19 protein-coding genes are annotated in these 24183 nt (G+C 41.1%); 15 read left to right on the top strand and 4 right to left on the bottom strand.

Features of this window, described 5'->3' with window-relative positions:
* The first annotated feature begins 5 nt into the window (after nucleotides 1–5).
* The 7 genes from H5163_RS12080 to H5163_RS12050 all read left to right on the top strand — a co-directional run bounded on the left by H5163_RS12080 (nucleotide 6) and on the right by H5163_RS12050 (nucleotide 10592).
* Nucleotides 6–3179 (top strand): efflux RND transporter permease subunit, encoded by a 3174-nt coding sequence (locus H5163_RS12080; protein WP_182735221.1) that lies wholly within the window; start codon nucleotides 6–8, stop codon nucleotides 3177–3179.
* Nucleotides 3180–3302: 123 nt separating this feature from the next.
* Nucleotides 3303–3935 (top strand): PilZ domain-containing protein, encoded by a 633-nt coding sequence (locus H5163_RS12075; RefSeq protein ID WP_182735237.1) that lies wholly within the window; start codon nucleotides 3303–3305, stop codon nucleotides 3933–3935.
* 87 nt (nucleotides 3936–4022) lie between these two features.
* Complete coding sequence (locus H5163_RS12070) at nucleotides 4023–5078, top strand: agmatine/peptidylarginine deiminase (RefSeq protein ID WP_182735220.1); 1056 nt, start codon at nucleotides 4023–4025, stop codon at nucleotides 5076–5078.
* Entirely contained in the window at nucleotides 5075–5968 is an 894-nt protein-coding gene (locus tag H5163_RS12065) for a carbon-nitrogen hydrolase (protein WP_145233544.1), read from the top strand. The genes H5163_RS12070 and H5163_RS12065 overlap by 4 nt, the downstream gene beginning before the upstream one ends.
* A gap of 44 nt (nucleotides 5969–6012) precedes the next feature.
* Nucleotides 6013–9486: a transcription-repair coupling factor gene (gene mfd, locus H5163_RS12060; RefSeq protein WP_145233542.1), complete on the top strand. Its 3474-nt coding sequence runs from the start codon at nucleotides 6013–6015 to the stop codon at nucleotides 9484–9486.
* A complete protein-coding gene (locus tag H5163_RS12055; RefSeq protein WP_145233539.1) occupies nucleotides 9486–10322 on the top strand; it encodes a peptidoglycan binding protein CsiV in 837 nt (278 codons plus the stop codon). Before mfd ends, H5163_RS12055 begins: the two co-directional genes overlap by 1 nt.
* A gap of 18 nt (nucleotides 10323–10340) precedes the next feature.
* Nucleotides 10341–10592, top strand: coding sequence for a DUF3862 domain-containing protein (locus tag H5163_RS12050; RefSeq protein WP_182735219.1), 252 nt, complete (start codon nucleotides 10341–10343; stop codon nucleotides 10590–10592).
* Nucleotides 10593–10637: 45 nt separating this feature from the next.
* On the opposite strand, the gene H5163_RS12045 is transcribed toward H5163_RS12050, so the two are convergent.
* The 4 genes from H5163_RS12045 to H5163_RS12030 form a co-directional block, all read right to left on the bottom strand.
* A complete protein-coding gene (locus tag H5163_RS12045; RefSeq protein WP_182735218.1) occupies nucleotides 10638–11186 on the bottom strand; it encodes an HPP family protein in 549 nt (182 codons plus the stop codon).
* Between the two features lie 70 nt (nucleotides 11187–11256).
* Nucleotides 11257–12612: a hypothetical protein gene (locus H5163_RS12040; RefSeq protein WP_182735217.1), complete on the bottom strand. Its 1356-nt coding sequence runs from the start codon at nucleotides 12610–12612 to the stop codon at nucleotides 11257–11259.
* A 113-nt stretch (nucleotides 12613–12725) separates the two neighbouring features.
* Nucleotides 12726–15443 carry a TonB-dependent siderophore receptor gene (locus H5163_RS12035; RefSeq protein WP_145233519.1) on the bottom strand — a complete coding sequence of 906 codons (2718 nt, stop codon included), beginning with the start codon at nucleotides 15441–15443 and terminating at the stop codon, nucleotides 12726–12728.
* An 822-nt stretch (nucleotides 15444–16265) separates the two neighbouring features.
* Complete coding sequence (locus tag H5163_RS12030; RefSeq protein WP_145233516.1) at nucleotides 16266–16688, bottom strand: hypothetical protein; 423 nt, start codon at nucleotides 16686–16688, stop codon at nucleotides 16266–16268.
* 338 nt (nucleotides 16689–17026) lie between these two features.
* Here H5163_RS12030 and ccoN point away from each other — a divergent pair, with 338 nt between their 5' ends.
* The 8 genes from ccoN to H5163_RS11990 all read left to right on the top strand — a co-directional run bounded on the left by ccoN (nucleotide 17027) and on the right by H5163_RS11990 (nucleotide 24156).
* Nucleotides 17027–18460: a cytochrome-c oxidase, cbb3-type subunit I gene (gene ccoN / locus H5163_RS12025; RefSeq protein ID WP_145233514.1), complete on the top strand. Its 1434-nt coding sequence runs from the start codon at nucleotides 17027–17029 to the stop codon at nucleotides 18458–18460.
* Between the two features lie 12 nt (nucleotides 18461–18472).
* A complete protein-coding gene (gene ccoO / locus H5163_RS12020) occupies nucleotides 18473–19147 on the top strand; it encodes a cytochrome-c oxidase, cbb3-type subunit II (RefSeq protein WP_145234075.1) in 675 nt (224 codons plus the stop codon).
* A gap of 6 nt (nucleotides 19148–19153) precedes the next feature.
* The gene (locus H5163_RS12015; protein ID WP_064667100.1) at nucleotides 19154–19339 is read left to right on the top strand and encodes a cbb3-type cytochrome c oxidase subunit 3; all 186 of its coding nucleotides are present in this window, start codon (nucleotides 19154–19156) and stop codon (nucleotides 19337–19339) included.
* Entirely contained in the window at nucleotides 19336–20301 is a 966-nt protein-coding gene (ccoP, locus tag H5163_RS12010) for a cytochrome-c oxidase, cbb3-type subunit III (protein ID WP_145233511.1), read from the top strand. Before H5163_RS12015 ends, ccoP begins: the two co-directional genes overlap by 4 nt.
* A gap of 149 nt (nucleotides 20302–20450) precedes the next feature.
* Nucleotides 20451–20942 (top strand): FixH family protein, encoded by a 492-nt coding sequence (locus tag H5163_RS12005; protein WP_145233509.1) that lies wholly within the window; start codon nucleotides 20451–20453, stop codon nucleotides 20940–20942.
* Nucleotides 20943–20952: 10 nt separating this feature from the next.
* Nucleotides 20953–23328, top strand: a complete 2376-nt coding sequence (locus tag H5163_RS12000) for a heavy metal translocating P-type ATPase (protein WP_182731416.1) — start codon at nucleotides 20953–20955, stop codon at nucleotides 23326–23328.
* Nucleotides 23325–23492, top strand: coding sequence for a cbb3-type cytochrome oxidase assembly protein CcoS (gene ccoS, locus H5163_RS11995; RefSeq protein ID WP_145233504.1), 168 nt, complete (start codon nucleotides 23325–23327; stop codon nucleotides 23490–23492). Before H5163_RS12000 ends, ccoS begins: the two co-directional genes overlap by 4 nt.
* Nucleotides 23485–24156 (top strand): sulfite exporter TauE/SafE family protein, encoded by a 672-nt coding sequence (locus H5163_RS11990; protein ID WP_182731415.1) that lies wholly within the window; start codon nucleotides 23485–23487, stop codon nucleotides 24154–24156. The genes ccoS and H5163_RS11990 overlap by 8 nt, the downstream gene beginning before the upstream one ends.
* The last annotated feature ends 27 nt before the right edge of the window (nucleotides 24157–24183 follow it).

Below are 24183 nucleotides of genomic sequence, written 5' to 3'. Positions count from 1 at the left end.
GTTTTATGTTTTCTCGTTATTTTATCGACAGACCTATTTTTGCGTTTGTGATCTCAATTGTTATTGTGCTGGCGGGCCTGGCTGCCATGCGCAGCTTGCCGATCGCACAATACCCTGAAATTGCCCCACCCGTTGTGCAAGTGACAGCAGCCTATCCGGGTGCGTCGGCTGAAGTACTCGAACAAACCGTAGCCGCGCCGATTGAAAATGCGATTACCGGTGTTGAAGGCATGATGTATATGTCTTCAACCTCGACAAGCTCTGGTGCGACAACTATTGAAATAACGTTTGAAATTGGCACCGATATTGACCAAGCAGCAGTTAACGTCAATAACCGTGTAAAGCAAGTTGAAGCTCGTTTACCTGAAGAAACACGGCGCCAAGGCGTAGTGGTGCAAAAAGGTTCATCGAGTTTTTTGCAAGTTCATGCGTTTTATTCACCGGACGGCACTCGTGATAGTCTATGGACTTCAAACTATGTCACCCTGAATATTTTAGACCGTATTAAACGTGTTCCTGGTACAACGAGCGTACAAATTTTTGGCGCGAAAGATTACGCCATGCGTATTTGGCTGCGTCCTGATGTAATGAGTCAGCTCGGTGTTACTGTTGAAGAAGTCGCAGGGGCAGTTCGCAGCCAAAACTCTCAATATGCAGCAGGTTCGATTGGTGCAACCCCCACTTCACAATCAGCGCAAGAGCTGGTTTACAGTGTTACCGCTCAAGGGCGTTTATCAGAGCCTGAACAATTTGAAGAAATCATTATTCGTTCAAACCTTGATGGCAGTAGCTTACGTTTAAAAGACATTGCCCGTGTTGAACTTGGTGCAAAAGATTATAACTTCAGAGGCACTATCAACGGCAAAGAAGCAGTACTATTAGGTATTTTCCTACAACCTGGTGCCAATGCACTTGATGTAGCAGCAGAAGTTAATGGCGTATTAGCAGAGTTAACTCAGCAATTTCCCACTGGACTTGCTCACTTAAATTCGTACGATACCACCCGTTTTGTTGAAGTCTCGATCCGCGAAGTAGTGAAAACACTACTTGAAGCAATGGTGCTGGTTTTCTTAGTGGTGTTCTTATTTTTACAAAATTGGCGCGCCACACTGATCCCAACTCTTGCCGTACCGGTGTCATTACTTGGTACGTTTGCTGGCATGTATATGCTTGGTTATTCTATTAACTCATTGACTTTATTTGGTATGGTACTGTCTATTGGTATCGTAGTGGATGACGCCATAGTGGTACTTGAAAACGTAGAGCGTATCATGCACGAAGAGCATGTGAGCGCCCATGAAGCAGCAATAAAAGCGATGAAAGAAGTATCAGGACCTGTTGTTGCTATTGTTCTAGTACTTTGCTCAGTGTTTGTGCCAATTGCATTTCTAGGTGGCTTAACTGGCGAACTATTCCGTCAGTTTGCGATCACCATTTCAATTGCTGTGAGCTTATCTGGCATAGTTGCACTAACAATGACCCCTGCTTTATGTGTGCTTATTTTAAAACAAGAGCATAAACAAACCGCAAGCTTCTTTTTATGGTTCAACCGTGTATTTACTAAAATAACCAGTAAGTATGTGGGTGCTGTTGGTTTTATGGTGCGCCGTGGCGCATTAGGTTTATTGCTGATGATTGGTATGGTGTCAATTACCATTGGCCTTTGGAAAAGCACTCCAGGTTCATTAGTGCCTGATGAGGACCAAGGCTACTATATTTCAGCTATTTTCTTACCTGATGGCTCATCCCTTGAGCGTACAGAAAAAGTAGTAGCTGAAGTTATTAGCGCCGTACAATCTAATCCTGCCAATGAAAATGTGGTGGCATTTACAGGCTTTGATTTTATTGGCGGCGGTTATAAAAACAGTGCAGCCACCTTATTCGTCACCCAAAAACATTGGGATGAACGAGAGATTGATACTAAAAGTTTGGTTAATGAGCTGTTTATGAAAACTGCGCATATCAACGAAGCACTTGTTTTAGCGTTTAACCCCCCTGCTATTTTTGGTTTAGGGAGCACTGGCGGATTTGAATTTTATATTCAAAACAAAGGCGCAGGTGGCCCAGAAAAACTGCAACAAGCCATGGGTTTAATGATGGCTGAAGCACAAAAAAGCCCTATTTTAAGTGGCCTACAAACGTTGTGGCGACCAAATGCACCGCAACTTAAAGTTGATGTAGATCGTGAACAAGCCCGCGCGATGGGCATTGAAATTGACGATGCCTTTACAGCCCTTGCCGGCACACTGGGTACATATTATGTGAACGACTTCAATAAGTTTGGCCGAGCTTGGCAAGTACTCATGTCAGCAGAAGCTGAATTTAGAATGAAGCCTGATGACATTGGACGAATTTATGTAAAAAACAGTCAAGGTGCTATGGTTCCTATGTCTGCGTTTACTAATATTGAATATAGTCGCGGACCAGAAAGTCTAAATCGTTATAATAACTTGCCTGCGGTAAAACTGCTCGGTAATGCTGCACCCGGTTACAGCTCTGGCCAAGCAATTGCTGAAGTTGAACGTATTGCAAAAGCAGTATTACCACCTGATATGACCTACGACTGGACCGGCTCTGCGTATCAAGAAAAACGCAGCTCAGGTACCACAGGAATTGCTTTAGGCCTTGCGGTGATCATGGTTTTCTTAATCCTTGCAGCACTGTATGAGCGATGGTCATTGCCACTCTCGGTGATGCTAGCATTGCCATTTGGAACCTTTGGCGCATTGGTATCAATCTGGTTAGTAGGCATGACTAACGATGTGTACTTCCAAATCGGCTTAGTGACCTTACTTGGTTTAGCCAGTAAAAATGCCATTTTGATTGTTGAATATGCATTGATGAAACATCAACAAGGTTGGAGCGCAAGCGCTGCAGCACTTGAAGCTGCCCGTCTTCGATTTAGACCCATCATCATGACTTCGATGGCCTTTATTTTAGGTGTAGTGCCATTAGTATTGAGCTCAGGCGCCGGTGCAGGTGCACGTCATAGCGTTGGTACTGGCGTTATGGGCGGCATGATGGCAGCAACCTTCCTTGCCGTGTTCTTTGTACCACTGTTCTTTTATTGGTTAACTGAGCGCAAACTTACTGAAAAACGTTCGCGAGCAGATTTATCCGATGAAATTGCAAGCCACCACAAGCGTGAACATGTCGACACCCAAGAGGGTAATTTATGATTTAAGCTCAGCTACAAAAATATAAGGGCAAACAGTGGTTTGCCCTTTTTTATGGTAATTTGATAACTAGCAATTTTATGCTGTCGGCGCTACTATTAAGCTATTGCGTCGAGGAGCCTTATGATGAATAGTGAAAAATTAACCGAGTTTGAGCAGTACTTTCAGATTGATGAAAGTAATCGAGTAAATTTATTTGCTGTTGACGATAGCAAAGTTCCTACTACCTTAGCGCAACTAGAAGCAGATATCCCACCGTTATTTAAATTGGCCAATGAGGTTAGTGAATTAGAGCAAAGCTCGTTAAGACCATTGCGTAGCCTTGGTGATTTGGCACAAGAGCTTGCCGTATTTTTACAAGCACAATCGCGTAAAATCGACTTGATCATGAGCCATATATTGGCCTCAGAGCAGCCCGAAGATAACGCTATTTATTGTGATAGCTACGGCGGTGGCGGTGTCAAACTAACCGATACAAAAGTCTACTCTATTGGCCAAGCATTTCGCACTAAATTATTTTTACAGCATGAAGCCTCTGCTATTTATTGTTACACCGAGGTAGTTGCGGTTAATAAGATTGACGATGAACACTACCAATACACCCTACTTTTTAAAGCCATCCGCGATACTGATCAAGAACTTGTGGTACGTGCTAGTTTACATGCACAAACCAGACAACTGAAAAAGCGTCAGCTGCTGCAACATGAAAGCGACAACTTTGATACCCAAGACACAACAGAGCCAACAAAACCAGAATAATATAGCTACTAGCAACCCTCATTTTGAAGTGGCTTGGCTATAGTTGAAATGCTAAACTAATAGCACCTTTGTTTGTTTATTAAATTCATGAACTTTAGACTTTTACCCGAATGGGCTGAGCAAGACGCCGTTATGCTCACTTGGCCACACCAAGCCACTGATTGGTGCGACAATTTAACCGCTGTAGAGCCTGTATACGTGCAATTATGTCAGCATATTTGTAATGCAGAGCAATTAGTGATCATCGCTCATGATGAAGCCTTAAAAACACACATTAGCCAGTTATTGCATAACAACGCTGTTGATTTGAGCCGCGTGCATTTTGTTGTTACACCCTGTAACGATACGTGGGCACGTGATCATGGCCCATTAACCTGCGCCGCAGTTGCTGATAATAGCCAACTAAAAATTGTTGATTTTATCTTTAATGGCTGGGGTAATAAATTTACCAGTGAATTAGATAATAAAATTAATGCGGTACTAGTTAAACAACTTGCCGATACGCGCAATCAATACCAAGCGCTTGATTTGGTTCTTGAAGGTGGCGGTGTAGAGATTGATCAACACGGTGTACTATTGACCACCAGTGAATGTTTGCTTAATCCAAATCGTAATCCAGATCTAACCCAACAAGACATTGAACAGTGCTTGCGTGAACAACTTGGCGCCACCGACTTTTTATGGGTTGATCATGGCTATTTAGCTGGTGACGATACCGACAGTCATATCGACACTTTAGTGCGTTTTGCGCCCAATGATACCTTAGTGTATGTAAAGTGTGATGATAAAAATGACCAACACTTCAGCGCTCTTGATGCCATGGAAAAGCAGTTGCAAGGTTTTAAAACAACAACAGGTAAACCTTATACCTTAATTGATTTACCATGGCCAAAAGCCGTATTTAATGATGATGGCGACAGGTTACCTGCCACCTACGCAAATTATTTAATCATTAATGGAGCTATACTTGTGCCTATTTATGCTGATGCCAATGACGAATTAGCCTTAGCACAAATTCAAACGGCCTACCCTGAGCATCAAATAATAGGCGTAAACTGCTTACCAATTATTCATCAATTTGGTAGTTTACACTGCATTACTATGCAATTACCCCGTGGATTTTTAGCTGGAGCATCATTATGAGCAGCCCTGCAAATTTAACCGTTGCCTTAGTGCAGCAAAGTAACAGTGATAATGCCGCACAAAACATGGCAAAATCAATTGCCGGTATTCGTGATGCCGCAAGCCAAGGAGCACAACTGGTGGTGTTACAAGAATTACATCGCAGTCTGTACTTTTGTCAAACCGAAGATGTTGATGTATTTGATTTGGCAGAGACTATTCCTGGTCCAAGTAGCGACACTTTAGCTGAGCTTGCAAAAGAATTAAGCATTGTTATTGTTGCCTCTTTATTTGAAAAACGTGCCACAGGGCTTTATCACAATACTGCGGTAGTGCTTGAAAAAGACGGCACAATTGCGGGTAAATACCGTAAAATGCATATCCCTGACGATCCAGGCTTTTACGAAAAGTTTTATTTCACTCCGGGTGATTTAGGTTTTGAACCAATTCAAACTTCTGTCGGCAAACTTGGTGTCTTAGTGTGTTGGGATCAATGGTTTCCAGAGGCTGCGCGTTTAATGGCAATGGCCGGTGCTGAACTATTAATTTACCCAACCGCAATTGGCTGGGATCCACGTGATGACGAAGGCGAGAAAACACGTCAAAAAGATGCGTGGGTAATATCGCAACGCGCACATGCGGTTGCCAATGGCGTACCCGTGATTAGTTGTAATCGTGTCGGTCATGAAAGTGATCCAAGTGGTCAAAGTGAAGGTATTCAATTTTGGGGTAACTCTTTTATAGCGGGTCCTCAAGGTGAACTGCTAGCAGAAGCCAACAACACTGATGAGCAACTGTTACTTGTTGAACTTGATCAAAAGCGTTCTGAAAATGTAAGACGCATTTGGCCGTACCTACGCGACCGTCGTATAGATCATTACCACGATTTAACCAAAATATATCGCGATTAAGAATAAATTAGCGCCTCAGTAGAGGCGCATTAAAGGAGTAGTAAATGGCGTTTGCGCAATGGGCAGCCTTGCCTTGGGTAAAATCTCAAAAAGATAAAATTCAATGGGGGCAACTCACTGGCAGTGGTTTAAGTATTGCCATTGCACAAGGGGTTAAACAACAAGATGGCTTAGTGCTTATTGTTACCCCTGATACACCCAGTGCACTGCGCCTTGAAACAGAGTTGGAGTGCTTGCTACCCGAGCATCCAGTAATGATATTCCCTGATTGGGAAACGTTGCCTTACGATCATTTCTCACCCCATCAAGATATAATTTCATCGCGCTTAGCCACCTTAAATACTTTAAAGAAAGAACAACAAAGTGTATTAATTGTGCCTGTGTCTACCTTGATGCTACGTACCGCCCCTGCTTCGTTTATTTATGGTTCAACCATTAATTTTAAAGTCGGTGATATTCTCGATACCCACAAACTTCGCAGTAACTTAGAGCAAGCAGGCTATTTGCATGTGCAACAAGTCATGGAGCATGGTGAATACGCCATTCGTGGCTCGATTGTTGATTTATATCCAATGGGCAGTCCGCATCCATTTAGACTCGATTTTCTTGATGACGAACTTGATACCATTCGTTTATTTGATGTTGAAAGCCAACGCTCGGATGAAAAAGTCGATAAAATTGAATTACTACCTGCTCATGAGTTCCCTACCAACGAAGCCGATATTGAACGATTTAGAATAAACTACCGTGAAAAATTTGGTGCCAGCTCATCGCAAGATTCCGTGTATATGCAAGTGACCAAAGGCAATTGGCCTGCTGGTATCGAATATTATATGCCGCTGTTTTTTGAGCAATTAGCCACTATCTTTGATTACCTGCCAGATACTGCAACAGTGATGCAACTAGGAGATTTAGAAGATGCTGCGGAGCATTTTTGGCATGATATTAATGTGCGTTATGAAAACCGTCGAGTCGATCCACTGCGCCCGTTACTTGAGCCAGTTGCACTTTATCAACCCATTAATGAACTGTTTGAAAATTTAGGCAACTTTGCTCGCATTCGGTTATCGCAAGCAAAACTCGCGACAAAAGCAGGCAATAAAAATCTAGTCACCAGCGAGTTACCCGCAATACGCATTGATCATAAACTACATGAACCCTATCAAGCATTTATAAATTATGTAGCAGCGCAAAAGAAACAAAAAGGCCGTATCTTACTGTCAGTAGAATCCGATGGTCGCCGTGAATCTCTGCTCGCTATACTTAAACCCAGCGGCTTAAAGTTTAAAGAGTTTTCATCATTCGATGAATTTGTAAATAGCAGTAGCGATGTTGGCTTAATTGTCAGCCCACTAGAACAAAGTGTAGTACTTGGTACAAAGCCCGCATTATCCATAGTTACTGAACAAGAATTACTTGGCATTAAAGTATCCCAGCGTCGCCGTCGTAAACATAAATACGAAGCTAGCCAAGATGCGCTCATCCGTAACTTAGCTGAACTTAAAGTTGGCCAACCGATTGTACACTTGGACCACGGTGTAGGCCGCTACCAAGGTCTGCAAACGATTGATGCGGCGGGACTGATCACTGAGTTTGTAACCATTACCTATGCCAATGAAGCAAAGTTGTATGTGCCAGTGTCAGCCCTGCATATGCTCAGTCGTTATTCTGGTGGCGAAGAAGCCAGTGCACCGCTGCATAAACTGGGATCTGATGCTTGGGAGAAAGCGAAAAAACGCGCGGCTGAAAAGGTACGTGATGTGGCCGCTGAATTACTCGATATTTACGCCCAGCGTCAAGCTAAAGCTGGTAATGCATTTGCCCTTGATGGTGCTGCTTATCGCGTATTTAGTGATGGGTTTCCATTTGAAGAAACTGACGATCAGCGTAACGCCATCGAAGCTGTGCTAGGTGATATGCAAAGTAAACAAGCAATGGATAGGTTAGTCTGTGGTGATGTAGGTTTTGGCAAAACTGAAGTTGCGATGCGCGCCGCCTTTGTTGCTGTAAACGACAATAAACAAGTAGCGGTTTTAGTACCAACTACCTTGCTTGCACAACAACACTTTGAAAACTTTAAAGATCGATTTGCCGACTTACCCATTGAAGTCGGTGTGCTGTCTCGCTTTAATTCGCCTAAAGAACAAAAAGACACCCTAGAAAAAATGGCTAAAGGTACCTTGGACATCGTCATTGGTACTCACAAATTGATCCAAGCCGATATTATATTTAAAGATCTTGGCTTGCTCATTGTCGATGAAGAACACCGGTTTGGGGTACGTCAAAAAGAGAAGATAAAATCACTGCGTGCCGATGTTGACATTTTAACACTCACTGCAACACCAATCCCACGTACATTAAATATGGCCATGAGTGGTATGCGTGATCTTTCAATCATCGCGACCCCTCCTGCAAAACGCTTAGCGGTTAAAACATTTGTTCGTCAACGCGATGCAGATTTGATCAGAGAGGCGGTATTGCGGGAAATAAAGCGCGGTGGCCAAGTATACTTTTTACATAATAACGTTGAAACTATTGACCGCGTGGCAGAAGAAATTAGTGAGTGGGTACCTGAGGCAAGCGTCGCTTCTGCCCATGGCCAAATGCGCGAACGTGATTTAGAACAACTGATGAGCGAATTTTACCACCAGAAATACAACGTACTTGTATGTACTACCATCATTGAAACGGGAATTGATATCCCCACAGCCAATACAATTATTATGGATAGAGCCGATAAACTAGGCTTAGCGCAGTTACATCAGTTACGGGGTCGAGTTGGTCGCAGCCATCATCAAGCTTATGCTTACTTATTAACGGGTAATCCTAAAGGGCTGTCGAAAGATGCTGTAAAACGCCTTGAAGCCATCGAGTCACTGGAAGATTTAGGTGCCGGTTTTGCACTCGCAACCCACGATTTAGAGATCCGTGGTGCTGGTGAGTTGCTTGGTGATGATCAATCAGGACAAATGCAAACCATCGGCTTTAGCTTATATATGGAAATGCTTGAGCAAGCTGTGAAATCTCTTCGTGAAGGCAAAGAGCCTACCCTTGATAACTTGCTACAACAACAAAGTGAAGTGGACTTAAAATTAGCCGCTTTACTCCCTGAAGATTATATTCACGATGTAAATGCGCGACTAGGTATTTACAAACGGGTTGCCAGCTGCGCTAACCTAGATGATATGGACGAATTACAAGTTGAGCTGATTGATCGCTTCGGTCTGCTGCCTGATGCAACTAAAAACCTATTTAGTTTGCAGCAACTGAAACTCAAAGCCAGCGAATTAGGCATCAAAAAAATTGAAGCAAATCCAAAAGGTGGCTATTTTGAGTTTAGTCAACATACTAAGGTTAACCCTAGCTTCATTATAGGTTTGATACAAAGTGCACCTAAGGTGTATAAAATGGATGGTGCAAATAAGTTGCGCTTTGCGATCAATGAAGCGAATGCCCGCGAACGCTTAAAAATGGTCACTGCAATGATTGCGGATTTCGAAAAAAAGGTTAGCCATTAATGTTGCTTAAAAAATCTCTTATCCTACTATGCTGTGTATTTAGTAGCACAGCATTTGCAGAACGTTGGTTTGAAGTAGAAATACTGATATTCAAACAGCGCCCAGCCCCTTATTTGCAAGAAGACTTTAGCTTAGCTAAAGAACCAATTAACGCTAAACGTAGCATTGATTTACTGACACCACTTTATATTGAACAAGCTAAGCAGGAATGTATCAACGGCGACACTCGCTTTAATTCACAGTCGTTAACCGATTCTGTGATTGGTGTAAACCGCTCTAATTTGTGCGATAACAACATCGATTACCTGCGCAGTTATTCAGTGTTACCACTGAGCCCATTAGCGCCTGTTAAAGATGATATGGAGCAAACCTACTTACTTGCTCCCGAACAGCTACAATTTACATCACAGCAACAAGAACTACTGCGTAAAGGCCTCAAACCTATACTTCACACCGGGTGGCGTTTTGAAGGGGCGAGCCAATCTCGTTCTGAAAGTATTAAACTGTTTGGTGGTAAATTATTGCACGCACCTGTGATTGCGCAAACGCCACAGTATACAAATAATGACTTTATTAGTTTAGTCAGTCCTAATCAGTTCATAGCCCCTGCAATTGAGCAAAATGCAGATAAGTGGGAATTAGATGGCACTTTTAATATTTATTTGCGCCATTATTTATTTATTAATGCCAGCTTTGACGTAAATGAAATCCAAGTAACTGGTGAAATCCAACACGCTCGGTTCTCACAATTCAAACGTGTGATAAGTGGCGACATTCATTATTTTGATCATCCAAAAATGGGCATGATTGTACAAATTAGAAAATTTAACCACTAAATAAAGGAAGATGACCGAATGAAAAAACTTTTAATTATTGCTGCAACATTAAGCCTAGCAGCTTGCTCAAAAGTAAACTTAGAGAATTACGAGAAAATCGAAATTGGCATGGACAAAACTGCAGTAGAAGCAATTTTAGGAAGCGCTGATAATTGTGTAGAAAAAACCCTACACACAAATTGCACATGGGGCGATGACAGTAAAAACATTGAAATAACCTTGGTATCAAACAAAGTATCTTTGTATAGTAAAACTGGTTTAGAAAAATAAACCATTGCAGTAGGTAGTAACGATGTTGCCACCTACTGACAGTTATTACCACCAATAGACAGGATAATGACGCTTAGGGTTACGTGATAAATTATTAACTAGCAACCCAACTAACAGCATAATTGTCGTACCAAACAATACAGGGCTTACGACATAGTAATAACCTAGCTGTTGTATACCGCTACCACCAATAACCGCAATCAAAGCAGTAGCGCCACCCGGTGGATGCAAAGTACGCGTTAAGTGCATAACCGCAACTGATAGTGAAACAGCCAAAGCACTTGCCAACATTAAATCGGCAGTTAGCAGTTTTGCCACAGTAACACCCACCAACGCACTGAGAACATGACCGCCAATAAGATTACGCGGTTGAGAAAACTCAGCCAATGGCGCACCGTAAACAAGCACAGCAGTCGCACCTAAAGAACCAATTAAAAATAAATTAGTTAACGGATCAAACTGTAAGCTTTTGCCAATTATTGCAACTAAATAAATGCCTAAAAATGACCCAATTAAAGACCACATGATTTTACTCATCGGTTTACGTGGTGGACATTGACTAGTTGCGGCCATCCTGGAAATCAGAAAGCGCATATCACTCCCCCTCAAGCTGTGTAAAAAGAGGGAGATAATACCTGATAGATAAGAAAATCGACGACAACATTTATTCCATTTCGCTATAAATCAGTTCAATGCTAACTATTTTACTTCTATTTAAGGTGATTTTATAACGCTGGTACTTTATCTCTTCGTCATTTTGATATGAAAGCACTACATTTAGTTGATAGCGCCGCTCCACACTTTGTTTAGATATTTTATTATTATCAAGATGATACAGTTTACCTTCGCCTTTTTTTAAGTTCCGCGCAAACGCCGCTAAACTAAACTGCAAGGTCTGTTGCAAGCTATCATAACCAGGTAAGAACTCTTTTGCATTAACCCGTATTTCACTGGCAAAGTGCAGCCATTGCGCTGCTTGTTTATTTTGTTGACGTCGTTTTGAAAATATTTTTCGTACATCCTCTGGAATATGTTTAAAGCGTGTATATTCAAGCCAGATGTATTGTGTAGCTATTTTATCTTTGGTAACGCTATTTCGAAATTGAAATCGCCATTTTGGGCGCCCTTTCACAATAGCTCGCCAAATAACTCGTGTTATGTCTTCTTTAAAAATTTCTCGCATCCCGTAAATAGCGCCCAAAATGATCACTAATGTTGCAGTCACTTCGGTAAATGAGATCCGCGCATTCAGAACCACAACCATAACAAGCGCCATTATAATCGCTGTAACGGTTCCTTTAACCAATCGTTTTAAATAACTATTAAGGTAACGAGTATTACGATTTAACACCACACCATGCTCAATCAAACGCTGTAAAAGACGCATCTTATTGGTGATCCGGTTTGCATCCTGAAGGGTTGATTCCGAGTTATATTGCAGCTCATGTCGATAATCTTGCTCGGCTTTACAAAAATTCATCAGATCATTACGCTCTTTCGCGTAATCACTGCTACGTGGCCCTTCGTCAAGTAATTTTAAAAACGACTGCTCAATATGCCAACTCAGATAGTTATCTGCATTGGTATAAAACGAGATCAGTTTTTCATCATCAGGTGTGTAACGCCTTAGCTTTTTAAGTAAGCTTTGACTTTGTTCACATAATTCAATAGCGCGCTGATAAAACTCATCAACTTCTTCAATCTTTAATGTATCTTTGATATCAGTATCAATCGCTAGGCGGACTTGATAACAATACAAGTTGAGGTTTTGCCGATAGTCTTGTTGTTCACCTTTATTTTTACTAACAAAGCGACTGCGCACTAAAGGTAAATGGATATTATTGGCGTTATACGCTAAATACGATTTGAAGTGGTTATTAAAATACGATTCTTCTGTTAACGTTTGCGGATTGATGCCCATTTCATTCGGAATAGAAAAGTACATATCAATGCGCTGTTCAGAGCGCGGGCTCAATTCAGGTTCAATTATAAAGGATAAGTTTTCATCCTGTTTTAGCAATCAGCTCTCCTAATAAGTAAAAAGATGCATCTAGTTTACTGCCACACTTTCATTTGTTCAATAAAAAAGGCCTAGTAAACTAGGCCTTCATAAGAATCCAATATTCTTACTAATTAGAATTTAACATTCACACCAGCGAAGAAACGACGACCCAGTACATCGTATGTGTACGGGTCAGTGTTTGAATCATTATTACCTGTGTAGTAAGGAGGTTGCTTATCAAATAAGTTGTTTACACCTGCAGATAATGCAACAGTTTCATTGATCATGTATGAACCACTGATGTCATGGTAGATAACAGTTGGTGTAGACGGCGCATAACACGTGTCTTTACCGATACATGAGTAACTATCCATACCAGAGATGTAACGAGCTTGATACTGTGCATCCCAGTTATCGCCAGCTGCATTTAGTGTAAAGTTAGACTTAAGATCTGCATAGCCACCAATGTTTGAAGTTATCAAACCAGCGTAATCAACAGTATCATCAAGAACAGTTACAACATACTCGTCTAGGTAAGTAGTGTCTAAACCTGCTTTCCAGTTAAGGCCTGCAGCTTCAAAGCTATATGATAAGTTTAAATCTACGCCAGACGTTTCCTCAGCACCAACATTTTGCAGCTGATTGTTGAAACTAATTCGACCTGTGCTATCCATGCCGATATTAGCTGACTGACATAATACAGAATCAGCATTTGCAGTTGTTGCTAAACATTGATCGACAATATATTGCTCGTTAACTGATGCAATCGCATTATCAATCTCAATTTTGTAATAATCAATTGTCATGCTGAAGCCGTCAAACCACTCTGGCTCGTATACGATACCTGCTGTGAAAGTATCCGCTTCTTCAGGAGTAAGTAATGAGTTACCACCTACTGTTACTTCAGCTTGATCTTGTGCACCAGGGAAAGTTACACGTTCAAAAGAAGGTGAATTACCTGAATAAAGCTCAGAAACGGTTGGTGCTCGGAATGCTGTAGATACTACACTACGGAACATTAGTTCGTCATTTGCTTTCCATGTTAAACCTAGCTTCCATGTTTCGTCAGAACCAAATGTGCTGTAATCAAACGCACGGATTGCAGCGCTAAGCTCTACGTTTTGAGCAAATGGTGCATCAGCAAGTAATGGGATTGCAAATTCAACATACGCTTCATTTACGTCAAAGCCGCCAGCGGTTGGTTCAACCATAGGGTCATTTGCAAGGCCTTGCGCTGTTAGTGAATCTGGTGTGTACCATGCTTTCTCTTGACGGTGCTCAACGCCCGCAGCAAAAGCAGCATAACCTGCTGGTAATTCAAACATTTCACCTGATACAGATGCTGAAACTATAAATAACTGACTACCACCATTGTTTACTTCAGTGTAAACATTTTTACGGAAATCTTCAGATGTCCATGCAGCTTGATCAAGCGGGTTAAATGTACCTTCAGTGATTTGTTCTTGGATAGCACCCATATTGTGAAGGTTGGCTGTCTTATCAACAGAATCGTTACGACCGAAGTTAGCTGACACATCCCATGAGTAATCACCTACAAAACCTTCTGCACCAATTACCGCACGAACAGTGTCTACTGACTGTTCGAAATAACGAGGGCCAGTGTCTGACATACGACGCCCATAAGAGATATCATCACCATATGCGTAATTTAATGTGTCAGTAATATATTTACCGTCTGCATCACGATCTGCAAGACCATCGCCATTGCGGTCAACTTTACCTACATAAGTTTGACCAAGTAATGAATCGCCCATATTTTCATTGTACTTGAAATCAAACCATACTGGCTGTGCAGCCATTTGCTGTTGCGACCAACGTTTTGTGTAGGTAAATTCCGTAAATACACGTGTATCGTTTGAAATTTCATAACTTGCAAGGCCAGTTAAGTTCAAACGCTCCATTGGCGTGTATAAGTAGCTATCTGGCGCAAAGTTATAAAGGTCTGAATCTGTATACGGATGGAGTCCACCAAGGCCGCCTAAACCATCATCGGTTGGGGCAAGACCTGAAGTAACAGGGTTACCATCAGCATCAACTGTTGAACCATCTTCATTTACATCACCAATTACACCACCTTGCCAAATATGGCCACCTGGGCTGTATGGAGAACCACCGTTACAATTTAGACCGTTAGCACCTTCTGCAATAGGACAACTTGAGAAATCACGATCTGATTGCTTTGCTTTACCACGGTCAGTGTACTGCATACCGATAACAATGTTACCTTTATCGAATGAAGAACCAACTGTAAAATCGAATGAACTTTCAGTTGCATCGCCTTCGCCTGTGATTGCCGAGTTGACGTTCATATCAAGGCCTTCGAAATCATCTTTTAGGATGATATTCACAACACCTGCAACCGCATCCGTACCATATACAGCAGATGCACCATCTTTAAGTACTTCTACAGATTTGATCATTGAAACAGGGATCGTGTTTAGGTCAACAGTTGATGCAGCGCCAGTACCTGAGGCAATCATACGACGACCGTTTACAAGTACTAATGTTCTACTAGAACCTAGTCCACGTAAATCAATACGTGCATTACCACCAGAACCATTGTTAACGCCAGGGTTTGTCATTGCACCGCCTGTGGCGGTCATTTTTTGTAATACGCTATCGATGCTTGTGGCACCCATTGCTTTAATATCATCTGCGCCAATTAATGTAACTGGGCTAGCGTTTTCCATATCTGAACGCTTAATGCGAGAGCCCGTAACTTGGATTTTTTCAATTGATTGGGCGCCATCTTCCGCAGCCACTGCTTGCATTGTTGAAAACATAGGGATAGCTGTAACTACAGCTAAACCGATAATAGATTTTTTCATGTGAAACCCTACTTGTTGGAGAAATACCTTGCTCAGGTAGCGCTCGTTTTATTTGAGAATATCGAGTCAGCGAGGGCAACTTAGGCGGACTTAACTGAATGAAATCTGAATGAGCGGTTAATAATTACCTTCGCAATTATTGATAAACCCGCAATAGGTACATTGGTTAATGAATGTTTCATTGTTAACTAGTTAATACAGCTTATATTCAAACACTTAAGTGCGAAGAAAAACATTTTAAACATGTATGAAATCAAACTAATGGACTTTGTAATTATATGTAATTAACGTATAAAAATACCTAAATCAGAAAATTTCACAAGTTAATCACATCATTTTATTAAAACTGCAAAACTGACCAACAACTGCTAACCATAGTTATGCAATAATTTTGCGTATTTAAGCTCTATGCAACTTTTTTGATAGCAATATAGTGGGGTTTAGCTTTGTTCATTGCAGCTTAATGTCAAAATAAGGTGGTTTTATGCGCACTCTATAAATTTAACTGAAAATATAAAAATTCAAGGCGAGACTTAAACTAGAAACCCTGATTTACAAATAGATACTCAACTTAATATTCAGCGTATTATTTCAGTAAATATTGCTTTGAAGTGTTTTGAACCGTTAAAGGATCAATTAAGAAATGGGTCCAGTGCATTGTTAATGCATTAAGTCAGCTAATACTTAGCAAATGAAGGTAACAAAAATAGCGTGTTTGGATAGGCAGAATAAGTGATAACGGACATTTGCAACTCTATGCCCTAAGCTTCGGATAGCAACTTTCTTAACCAACACTCCGATTTAATATGGATTAAACTGATATCAATAAGTCGCATCAAAGTAATAAAATACATGCTTAAGTTGACCCTGTGGATTTTTAACTTCGAGTGTCAATTTCCAGGTCATATTGCGCTCGGAACAAATACCAACCATACTTTGTGCGACTAAAATATCGTCAAGCGGCTCAAACAACACCGGAATATATCCCATATACATAGTGATGCCTTCAAGTTTTGCACTGTGAACTAACAATGAGCTTGGTAACGATAAATTTATCTCAAAAGGCGTTTCTGGCGTTATTTGTTGCTCACTCAACCAAATTTTCACCTGATTATCATACTCGCATAACTGATTTGGCTGACAGCTTGCACCTTGGCGTTGCTCTTCTATACTTAGCGATTGTGGGCCACATGCAATTAACAGGTTCAATACGCTTAAAAACACAACTAAAAGCTTAATTGGCATAATATTCCCTAGATAAAGTAAAGGCTGATACTAATCAGCGCAGTGTTAAAATACAACCACAGAACTAAATTCTTACACAAATGTACAAAAGTGCATCAAAAAATAACCAACTGCATGTGAAAAATTGATTGATGTCATAATTTTATGCAATTGACCTATCTTTTTTAGGCCAAAAATTTTATCATTTCCCCGCAAAAATAAGGGTTTCTCGAGTTTGTTTTCTGAAGCAGTCAAAGCTTTGAGGGTTTTTGATAACATACTTAAGAATAATAGTAGGCCCCACTTTATATAGTGGGTAATTCATTTCTAAACGCATTTATTGCAGCGGAAGCCAGAAAATGAGCCAAACAGTAGCATCACAAACTGAGTACAACTATAAGGTTGTACGCCAATTCGCTATTATGACAGTGATTTGGGGCATCGTTGGCATGAGTATTGGGGTTCTGATTGCTGCCCAATTAGCTTGGCCAGCACTTAACTTTGATACACCATGGTTAACATACTCTCGACTACGTCCGTTACACACGAACGCAGTTATTTTCGCATTTGGTACAAGTGCACTATTCGCGACATCATATTATGTCGTGCAACGTACTTGCCAGACGCGCCTTCTCTCAGACAAATTAGCCGCCTTTACCTTCTGGGGTTGGCAGTTAGTTATCGTACTTGCGGTTATCACTCTACCTCTAGGTATAACAAGTTCAAAAGAATATGCTGAGCTTGAGTGGCCAATCGATATCTTAATTGCTGTAGTGTGGGTTACCTATGCGGTTGTGTTTATGGGCACCATAGCTAAGCGTAAAGTATCGCACATTTATGTCGCTAACTGGTTTTATGCTGGCTTTATCATTACTGTTGCAGTGCTTCACATTGTAAATAGTATGGCTGTGCCTGTATCGTTAACTAAATCATACTCAATCTACGCAGGTGCAGTAGATGCGATGGTTCAGTGGTGGTACGGTCATAACGCTGTAGGTTTCTTATTAACGGCTGGTTTCTTAGGTATGATGTATTACTTTGTACCAAAACAAGCAGGTCGTCCAGTTTATTCTTACCGTTTATCTGTTGTTCACTTTTGGGCTTTAGTATCACTTTATATTTGGGCAGGCCCTCACCACTTACACTACACTGCACTTCCTGATTGGACACAGAGTTTAGGTATGGTTATGTCAATCATCTTATTCGTTCCTTCTTGGGGTGGTATGATCAACGGTATCATGACGCTATCTGGCGCATGGCATAAACTACGTACTGATCCAGTACTACGCTTCTTAGTTGTTTCATTGTCTTTCTATGGTATGTCTACCTTTGAAGGCCCGATGATGGCGATTAAGTCTGTAAATGCCCTTTCTCATTACACTGATTGGACTGTTGGTCATGTTCATTCTGGTGCACTTGGTTGGGTTGCGATGATTTCTATCGGTGCTATTTACCACCTTATCCCAGCGTTATTTTCTCAAGGTCGTATGTATAGTATTAAACTGGTTAACACACACTTTTGGTTACATACCGTAGGTGTTGTTTTATACATTGTAGCAATGTGGATTTCAGGGGTTATGCAAGGTCTAATGTGGCGCGCAGTAAATGCTGACGGTACATTAATGTACAGCTTTGTGCAGTCACTTCAAGCATCACATCCATTCTATGTTATGCGCTTCCTAGGCGGTGTGTTCATCGTGGTAGGCATGCTGGTTATGGCTTATAACGTTTACCGTACTATTTCTGCGAAGAATGATTCGTTGAAATTAGATGCGCAAGCACAGTTAGCATAACGGAGTGAGATGATGAGCAATAATAATTCACAAAACAAACATGAAATAGTCGAAAAAAATATCGGCCTTATGGCTATCTTGACTGTTTTTGCTATCAGCTTCGGCGCACTAGTAGAGATAACTCCACTGATGTTCCAAGATGATACAACAAAGCCAGTCGATGGTTTACGCCCACTAAACGCGCTTGAAATGGAAGGCCGTGATATCTATGTACGTGAAGGTTGTTATAACTGTCACTCACAAATGATCCGCCCTTTCCGTGACGAAGTTGAACGTTATGGTCACTACTCGGTTGCTGGTGAGTCGGTTTGGGATCACCCATTTCAATGGGGTTCTAAACGAACTGGTCCAGACCTAGCACGTGTGGGCAAACGTTACTCGGATGACTGGCATTATGCTCACTTAGTGAATCCACGTGCTGTGGTTCCTGAGTCAAACATGCCAGGTTTTCCTTGGTTAGCAGAGGATCGCGTTGATACTAGCCTTACTCTGAAAAAGCTTAAAATTTTCCGTGATACATTTGCTATTAATCCACAAAATCCAGCTCACCCTGGTTTAGGATATGGTAGTGATGAAGAACTAATCGCTGACGTTGCTAAAGTTGATGCTATGAATGACGGTAAGGGTGCAACAGAAATGCAAGCCCTCATTGCTTACTTGCAACAACTTGGCACGCACTTGAAGTAATTAATTATGGATTACGGAACATACAGAGGCATTTTAACTCTGGTAATTTTAGTACTATTTATTGTCATTGTTGTGTGGGCATATAGTAAGCGTAGTAAAACACGTTTTAAAGACGCCGCTAATGTCATCTTTGAAGATGAGAAAAAACATAATGATACAATCTCTAACGAGGAAAAGGGGTCTGAGAAATGACTAGCTTTTGGAGTATATGGGTTATTGTATTAACCCTTGCATGCTTATTTATCATTTTTGGATTACTAGTGTGGAATTTAACAAACTACACTGGTGTTAAAGAAGGTGAAAGCTGCGGGCACGAATTTGATGGTATTGAAGAACTAAATAATCCACTACCTAAGTGGTGGACTTACATGTTCTTTGCAACATTTGTATGGTCAGTTTATTACTTAGCAGCATATCCTGGCCTAGGTAACTGGGAAGGTATTGCTAAGTGGAGCAGTTCTAACCAGGGTATAACCTCTTTAGCTGAATCTAAAAAAGCAGTTGAAGAAGCTAAAGCGAATGGCGAATTTGTAAAGCTTGATGCGGAATATCGCGCTGCAGATGAGCGTTTTGGTCCTATTTTTGCGGCTTATGCTCAGCAAGATATTGAAACACTTGTTACTGATGAAAAAGCACTGGAAATTGGTCAGCGTTTATTTGCTCAAAACTGTTCACAGTGTCATGGTTCTGATGCTCGTGGTGGTCAAGGCTTCCCTAACCTAACTGATAAAGATTGGTTATATGGCGGCACGCCAGATAAAATCAAAGAAACACTTTTATATGGTCGTATTGCTGCAATGCCACCTTGGGGTGCTGCATTGGGTGAGCAAGGCGTTAAAGAAATGACTGCTCATGTACTAAGCTTATCAGGTCGTACCGTTAACCAGAAAGATGCAGCAGCAGGCGCAGCTAAGTTTGCAATGTGTGCCGCGTGTCATGGTGCTGATGGTAAAGGTTCAGTTGCACATAACTTACCGTTTGGTGCACCTAACTTAACTGATAACATCTGGCTGTATGGTGGTTCTCAACGTGCTGTTGAAGAAACACTTAATAACGGCCGTGCCGGTGTTATGCCTGCATGGAAAGATATTTTAGGTGAAGAAAAAATCCACCTATTAACTGCATACGTTTATAGTTTATCGCAAGATAAATAATTAAAATGTTAATGGGTTGTTTATATTTTAATGTTTTAATTCAATAGATTAATTAAGATCAAAAAAGCCTCCATCTGGAGGCTTTTTTTTAGTCTTTTCAATTTAAATCCTATAAAATGCCCTTATCGCAAAACAAATTAAGTGTATTTATGACCTCTACTCCTTGGTATAAAAATTTCTGGCCGTGGTTTTTAATCTTTTTTCCGCTAGTTGCCATCATTGGCTGTATTTCCCTCTTTATAACTGCGATCGGCAATGGCCCTGATATGGTGGTTGATGATTACTATAAAAAAGGCAAAGCAATTAATTTAGAATTGAGCAAATTTGATAAAGCCAAAGCGTTATATTTACATGGGGAATTAAACGTCGAAACAGACAAAGTAAGCTTTAAATTCAATAAAGGGGATACCAGTAATATCCATTCTTTAAAGCTATCGTTTTACCACCGTACAATCCAGGCCCATGATTTTAGTACTCATTTAACCCCTAATGCAAATGGTGAATTTACAGCAATTATTGATCCATATAGTGATGGTACTTATACTGTATTTATTGAGCCAATAGACGGTAGTTGGAAGTTAAAAGAAAACATCACTTTGCCAAGTAAGCAAAGTATTACCATAAGTCCTGAATATAAGTAGTAAAGCTATCATGTCTAATAACTGCTTTCATTGCCTTGAAAGTGTACCATCTGGTTTTAGCGCGACTGTTGTTATAGACGCAAGCGCGCAACCGATGTGTTGCATTGGCTGTCAAACCGTTGCCGAGACAATTGTTGCTCAAGGTATGACAGATTATTATAAATTCAGAACCGTACGCGCTGGTAAAGTAGAACAGCTAGTACCAGAGCAATTAGCATTTATTAGCAGTTACGATAATCCAGATATTCAAGACGAGTTTATTTCTCAAACCAACGACATCAGTGAAGTGTTATTGACCGTTGAAGGGATCACTTGTGCCGCCTGTGCATGGTTGATTGAAAGGCAGCTGTTAAATATACCCGCAATCAAACGCGTTGACGTAAATACATCAACAAACCGTGCGATGATCCAATGGCATAAAGATCAGACACCACTAAGCGACATTATCAAATCGTTATTAGAAATTGGCTACAAGGCCTACCCGTTTCAAGTCGATATTGAAGCAAGTCAAAAGCAGCTAGTTGCCAAATCGTACATTCGCAGGCTCGGCGTAGCAGGCTTAATGACAATGCAAGTGATGATGTTTGCTTTCGCCATGTACTTTGGCATGTTTTCTGGCATGGAAGAAAGCTTTGAACAGTATTTTCGATGGATCAGCTTAATACTCGCTTCACCGGTTATTTTATACAGTGCTATGCCCTTTTTAACCAATGCAATTAATGGCTTAAAAGCCAAGCAGTTAAACATGGATCTTCCTGTATCCCTGGCTATTTTTGGCGCATATGGCGCAAGTAGTTACGCCACAGTGATGGCCGTGGGCGAAGTGTATTTTGAATCAATTTGTATGTTCACCTTCTTATTATTGCTAGGTAAATATTTAGAGTTTAGGGCTCGACTGAAAGCCAGTGAGTTTACTGCTAACTTACAAAAGTTATTACCACTTACAGCCCGTACTTTGGATGAAAACGGCCACGAACATATTATTGCAGCTAAAAAATTAAAACTCGGTGACCGAGTCTTAATTAAAGCCGGAGAAACAATTCCTGCAGATGGTGTTATTTGCTCTGGCAGCACCACCGTTGATGAAGCAATGATGACAGGTGAGCATTTACCAGTTAGTAAGTACATTGATCATCAAGTTTTTGCCGGTACCGTGAATCATGATGGTGTAATTGAAATTCTTATCAATAAAATTGGTCAAAATACTCTTTTAAACCAAATAATTAAATTGCAGCACAGTGCGCTTGCCACCCGTCCTAAACTGGTGGAAATCACCGACAAAGTGGCACAGTGGTTTGTTGCCTGCTTGCTGGTATTTGCCTCACTTACCGCCATCGGCTGGTATCAAGTTGACCCTGAACATGCCTTTTGGATCACCATTGCGGTCCTTGTTGCAACTTGCCCATGTGCGCTAAGTTTAGCAATTCCAACCGCCTTAACCTGCGCGGTGGCTACCTTAACCCGCAAAGGAATACTCATTAAGCAGTCTCATGTGCTAGAAACACTACCACAATTAACGCGCGTTGCTTTTGATAAAACAGGCACGTTAACACAGGGGCGTTTTAGCCTAGATGCTGTGGACTTATTAGCAAATTCTTTATCTAAAAAACAGATTTTGGCTCTTGCAGCACAACTTGAAAGTTACTCCGAACACCCTATTGCGACTGCATTTAATGAGTTCACACCCACACAGCGCGACTTAACGAATATTAAAATTCATCCTGGCTGTGGCATCACCGGTGAAGATGACAATCATAACTATGCAATTGGTAAAAGTGGTTGGTTCAACAGTAAAAAAAGTAATGCTCAAGCAACGTTCTACATTGATCAACAACCGGTTGCTAATTTTTACTTTGTAGATGAAGTAAAAAGTAATGCTGCAAACTTAATTACCTCTTTACAACAGCAAGGCTTAACCTGCCACATGCTAACTGGGGACGCCTCAAATGCAGGGCAACAAATTGCTAAGAAGCTCAAACTTGATAGCTTTAAAGTAGGCTGTCTACCAGAGGATAAACAAAGCGAAGTGAAGCTGTGGTCAAGCCAAGGTGAAATTGTTGCTATGGTAGGAGATGGTGTCAACGACAGTCCAGTGTTTAATAGCGCGCATTTATCTATCGCAATGGAAACCGGCGCTGATATTTCCAAAAACACCGCCGATGTGGTATTACTCAATAGTGATTTAGCCGCTATAGAGCATTTATTGACGGTATCGAAAAAAACACGCCGAATAATAAAGCAAAATTTAGCGCTTTCATTGCTCTATAATGGTTCAATCTTACCGCTTGCGGCATTAGGCCTAGTTGCACCTTGGATGGCTGTGATTGGGATGTCTGCCAGTTCCATCATTGTGATCAGTAACTCACTAAGGTTATTAAAATTATGAGTATAATTTATATTCTAGTTCCAATTGCTATTTTATTTGTACTGATCGCGATTGGAGTGTTTTTTTGGGCCGTTCGCGGTGAACAATTTTCAGATTTAAACAAACAAGGTCATAGCATTTTGTTTGAAGATGATAAAGAGCAGCACAAAAAAAGTAATGATTGACCCCTTATTTGTCAGCGCTTTTATCATGGGCCTTATTGGCAGCGGACATTGCATAGCAATGTGTGGTGGTATTGCCAGCTCCTTACAATTAGCCACAGATAAAACCCGACCATTGCAGTACTCCATTGCGTATAACATCGGTCGTGCCGGCAGTTATATGCTCGCAGGGGCGCTCGTTGCTGGGATCAGCAGCCATTTTGCCACCCAAAGTCATTGGTTCGCGTTAATTTTAGCGTTTTTAAGTGGCCTGTTTATGATTTTGGTTGGCTTGTATATCATGCGGTTAGGCGCAAGCTTACAATGGCTGGAATCGCTAGGGAAAACCTTGGTGTGGCAGCACTTGGTAAAACTAAATCGTTTTATAATGCCAATCAACTCATTACCTAAAGCAATGGCTTATGGCGCATTATGGGGTTGGTTACCCTGTGGTTTAGTTTATTCAGCGCTAACCTGGGCGATGACCAGCAACACAGCCCTTGATGGCGCTCTAGTCATGCTATTTTTCGCGCTTGGTACGTTTCCCGCGATGTTAAGTATCGGCATGGGCGCACAAGTATTACATAAAGTATTAAATCACCCATGGGCACGAATAGCACTGGGCAGTGTACTTATTTGGTACGGGATTTATTTACTTATCATTGCAACTGACAAGCTGCTGCATTAATCTTAACAAATTAATGTGACAACATTT

The organism is Pseudoalteromonas sp. SG44-8 (assembly GCF_014164125.1).
GTDB lineage: Bacteria > Pseudomonadota > Gammaproteobacteria > Enterobacterales > Alteromonadaceae > Pseudoalteromonas > Pseudoalteromonas rhizosphaerae.
Note: the sequence above shows the minus strand (reverse complement) of the source record. Positions and strands in the feature narration are given on the sequence as shown.

Coding starts and splice junctions, on each gene's coding strand:
- H5163_RS12080 (WP_182735221.1), top strand. CDS start 6: ATGTTTTCTCGTTATTTTATCGACAGACCTATTTTTGCGTTTGTGATC.
- H5163_RS12075 (WP_182735237.1), top strand. CDS start 3,303: ATGAATAGTGAAAAATTAACCGAGTTTGAGCAGTACTTTCAGATTGAT.
- H5163_RS12070 (WP_182735220.1), top strand. CDS start 4,023: ATGAACTTTAGACTTTTACCCGAATGGGCTGAGCAAGACGCCGTTATG.
- H5163_RS12065 (WP_145233544.1), top strand. CDS start 5,075: ATGAGCAGCCCTGCAAATTTAACCGTTGCCTTAGTGCAGCAAAGTAAC.
- mfd (WP_145233542.1), top strand. CDS start 6,013: ATGGCGTTTGCGCAATGGGCAGCCTTGCCTTGGGTAAAATCTCAAAAA.
- H5163_RS12055 (WP_145233539.1), top strand. CDS start 9,486: ATGTTGCTTAAAAAATCTCTTATCCTACTATGCTGTGTATTTAGTAGC.
- H5163_RS12050 (WP_182735219.1), top strand. CDS start 10,341: ATGAAAAAACTTTTAATTATTGCTGCAACATTAAGCCTAGCAGCTTGC.
- H5163_RS12045 (WP_182735218.1), bottom strand. CDS start 11,186: ATGCGCTTTCTGATTTCCAGGATGGCCGCAACTAGTCAATGTCCACCA.
- H5163_RS12035 (WP_145233519.1), bottom strand. CDS start 15,443: ATGAAAAAATCTATTATCGGTTTAGCTGTAGTTACAGCTATCCCTATG.
- H5163_RS12030 (WP_145233516.1), bottom strand. CDS start 16,688: ATGCCAATTAAGCTTTTAGTTGTGTTTTTAAGCGTATTGAACCTGTTA.
- ccoN (WP_145233514.1), top strand. CDS start 17,027: ATGAGCCAAACAGTAGCATCACAAACTGAGTACAACTATAAGGTTGTA.
- ccoO (WP_145234075.1), top strand. CDS start 18,473: ATGAGCAATAATAATTCACAAAACAAACATGAAATAGTCGAAAAAAAT.
- H5163_RS12015 (WP_064667100.1), top strand. CDS start 19,154: ATGGATTACGGAACATACAGAGGCATTTTAACTCTGGTAATTTTAGTA.
- ccoP (WP_145233511.1), top strand. CDS start 19,336: ATGACTAGCTTTTGGAGTATATGGGTTATTGTATTAACCCTTGCATGC.
- H5163_RS12005 (WP_145233509.1), top strand. CDS start 20,451: ATGACCTCTACTCCTTGGTATAAAAATTTCTGGCCGTGGTTTTTAATC.
- H5163_RS12000 (WP_182731416.1), top strand. CDS start 20,953: ATGTCTAATAACTGCTTTCATTGCCTTGAAAGTGTACCATCTGGTTTT.
- ccoS (WP_145233504.1), top strand. CDS start 23,325: ATGAGTATAATTTATATTCTAGTTCCAATTGCTATTTTATTTGTACTG.
- H5163_RS11990 (WP_182731415.1), top strand. CDS start 23,485: ATGATTGACCCCTTATTTGTCAGCGCTTTTATCATGGGCCTTATTGGC.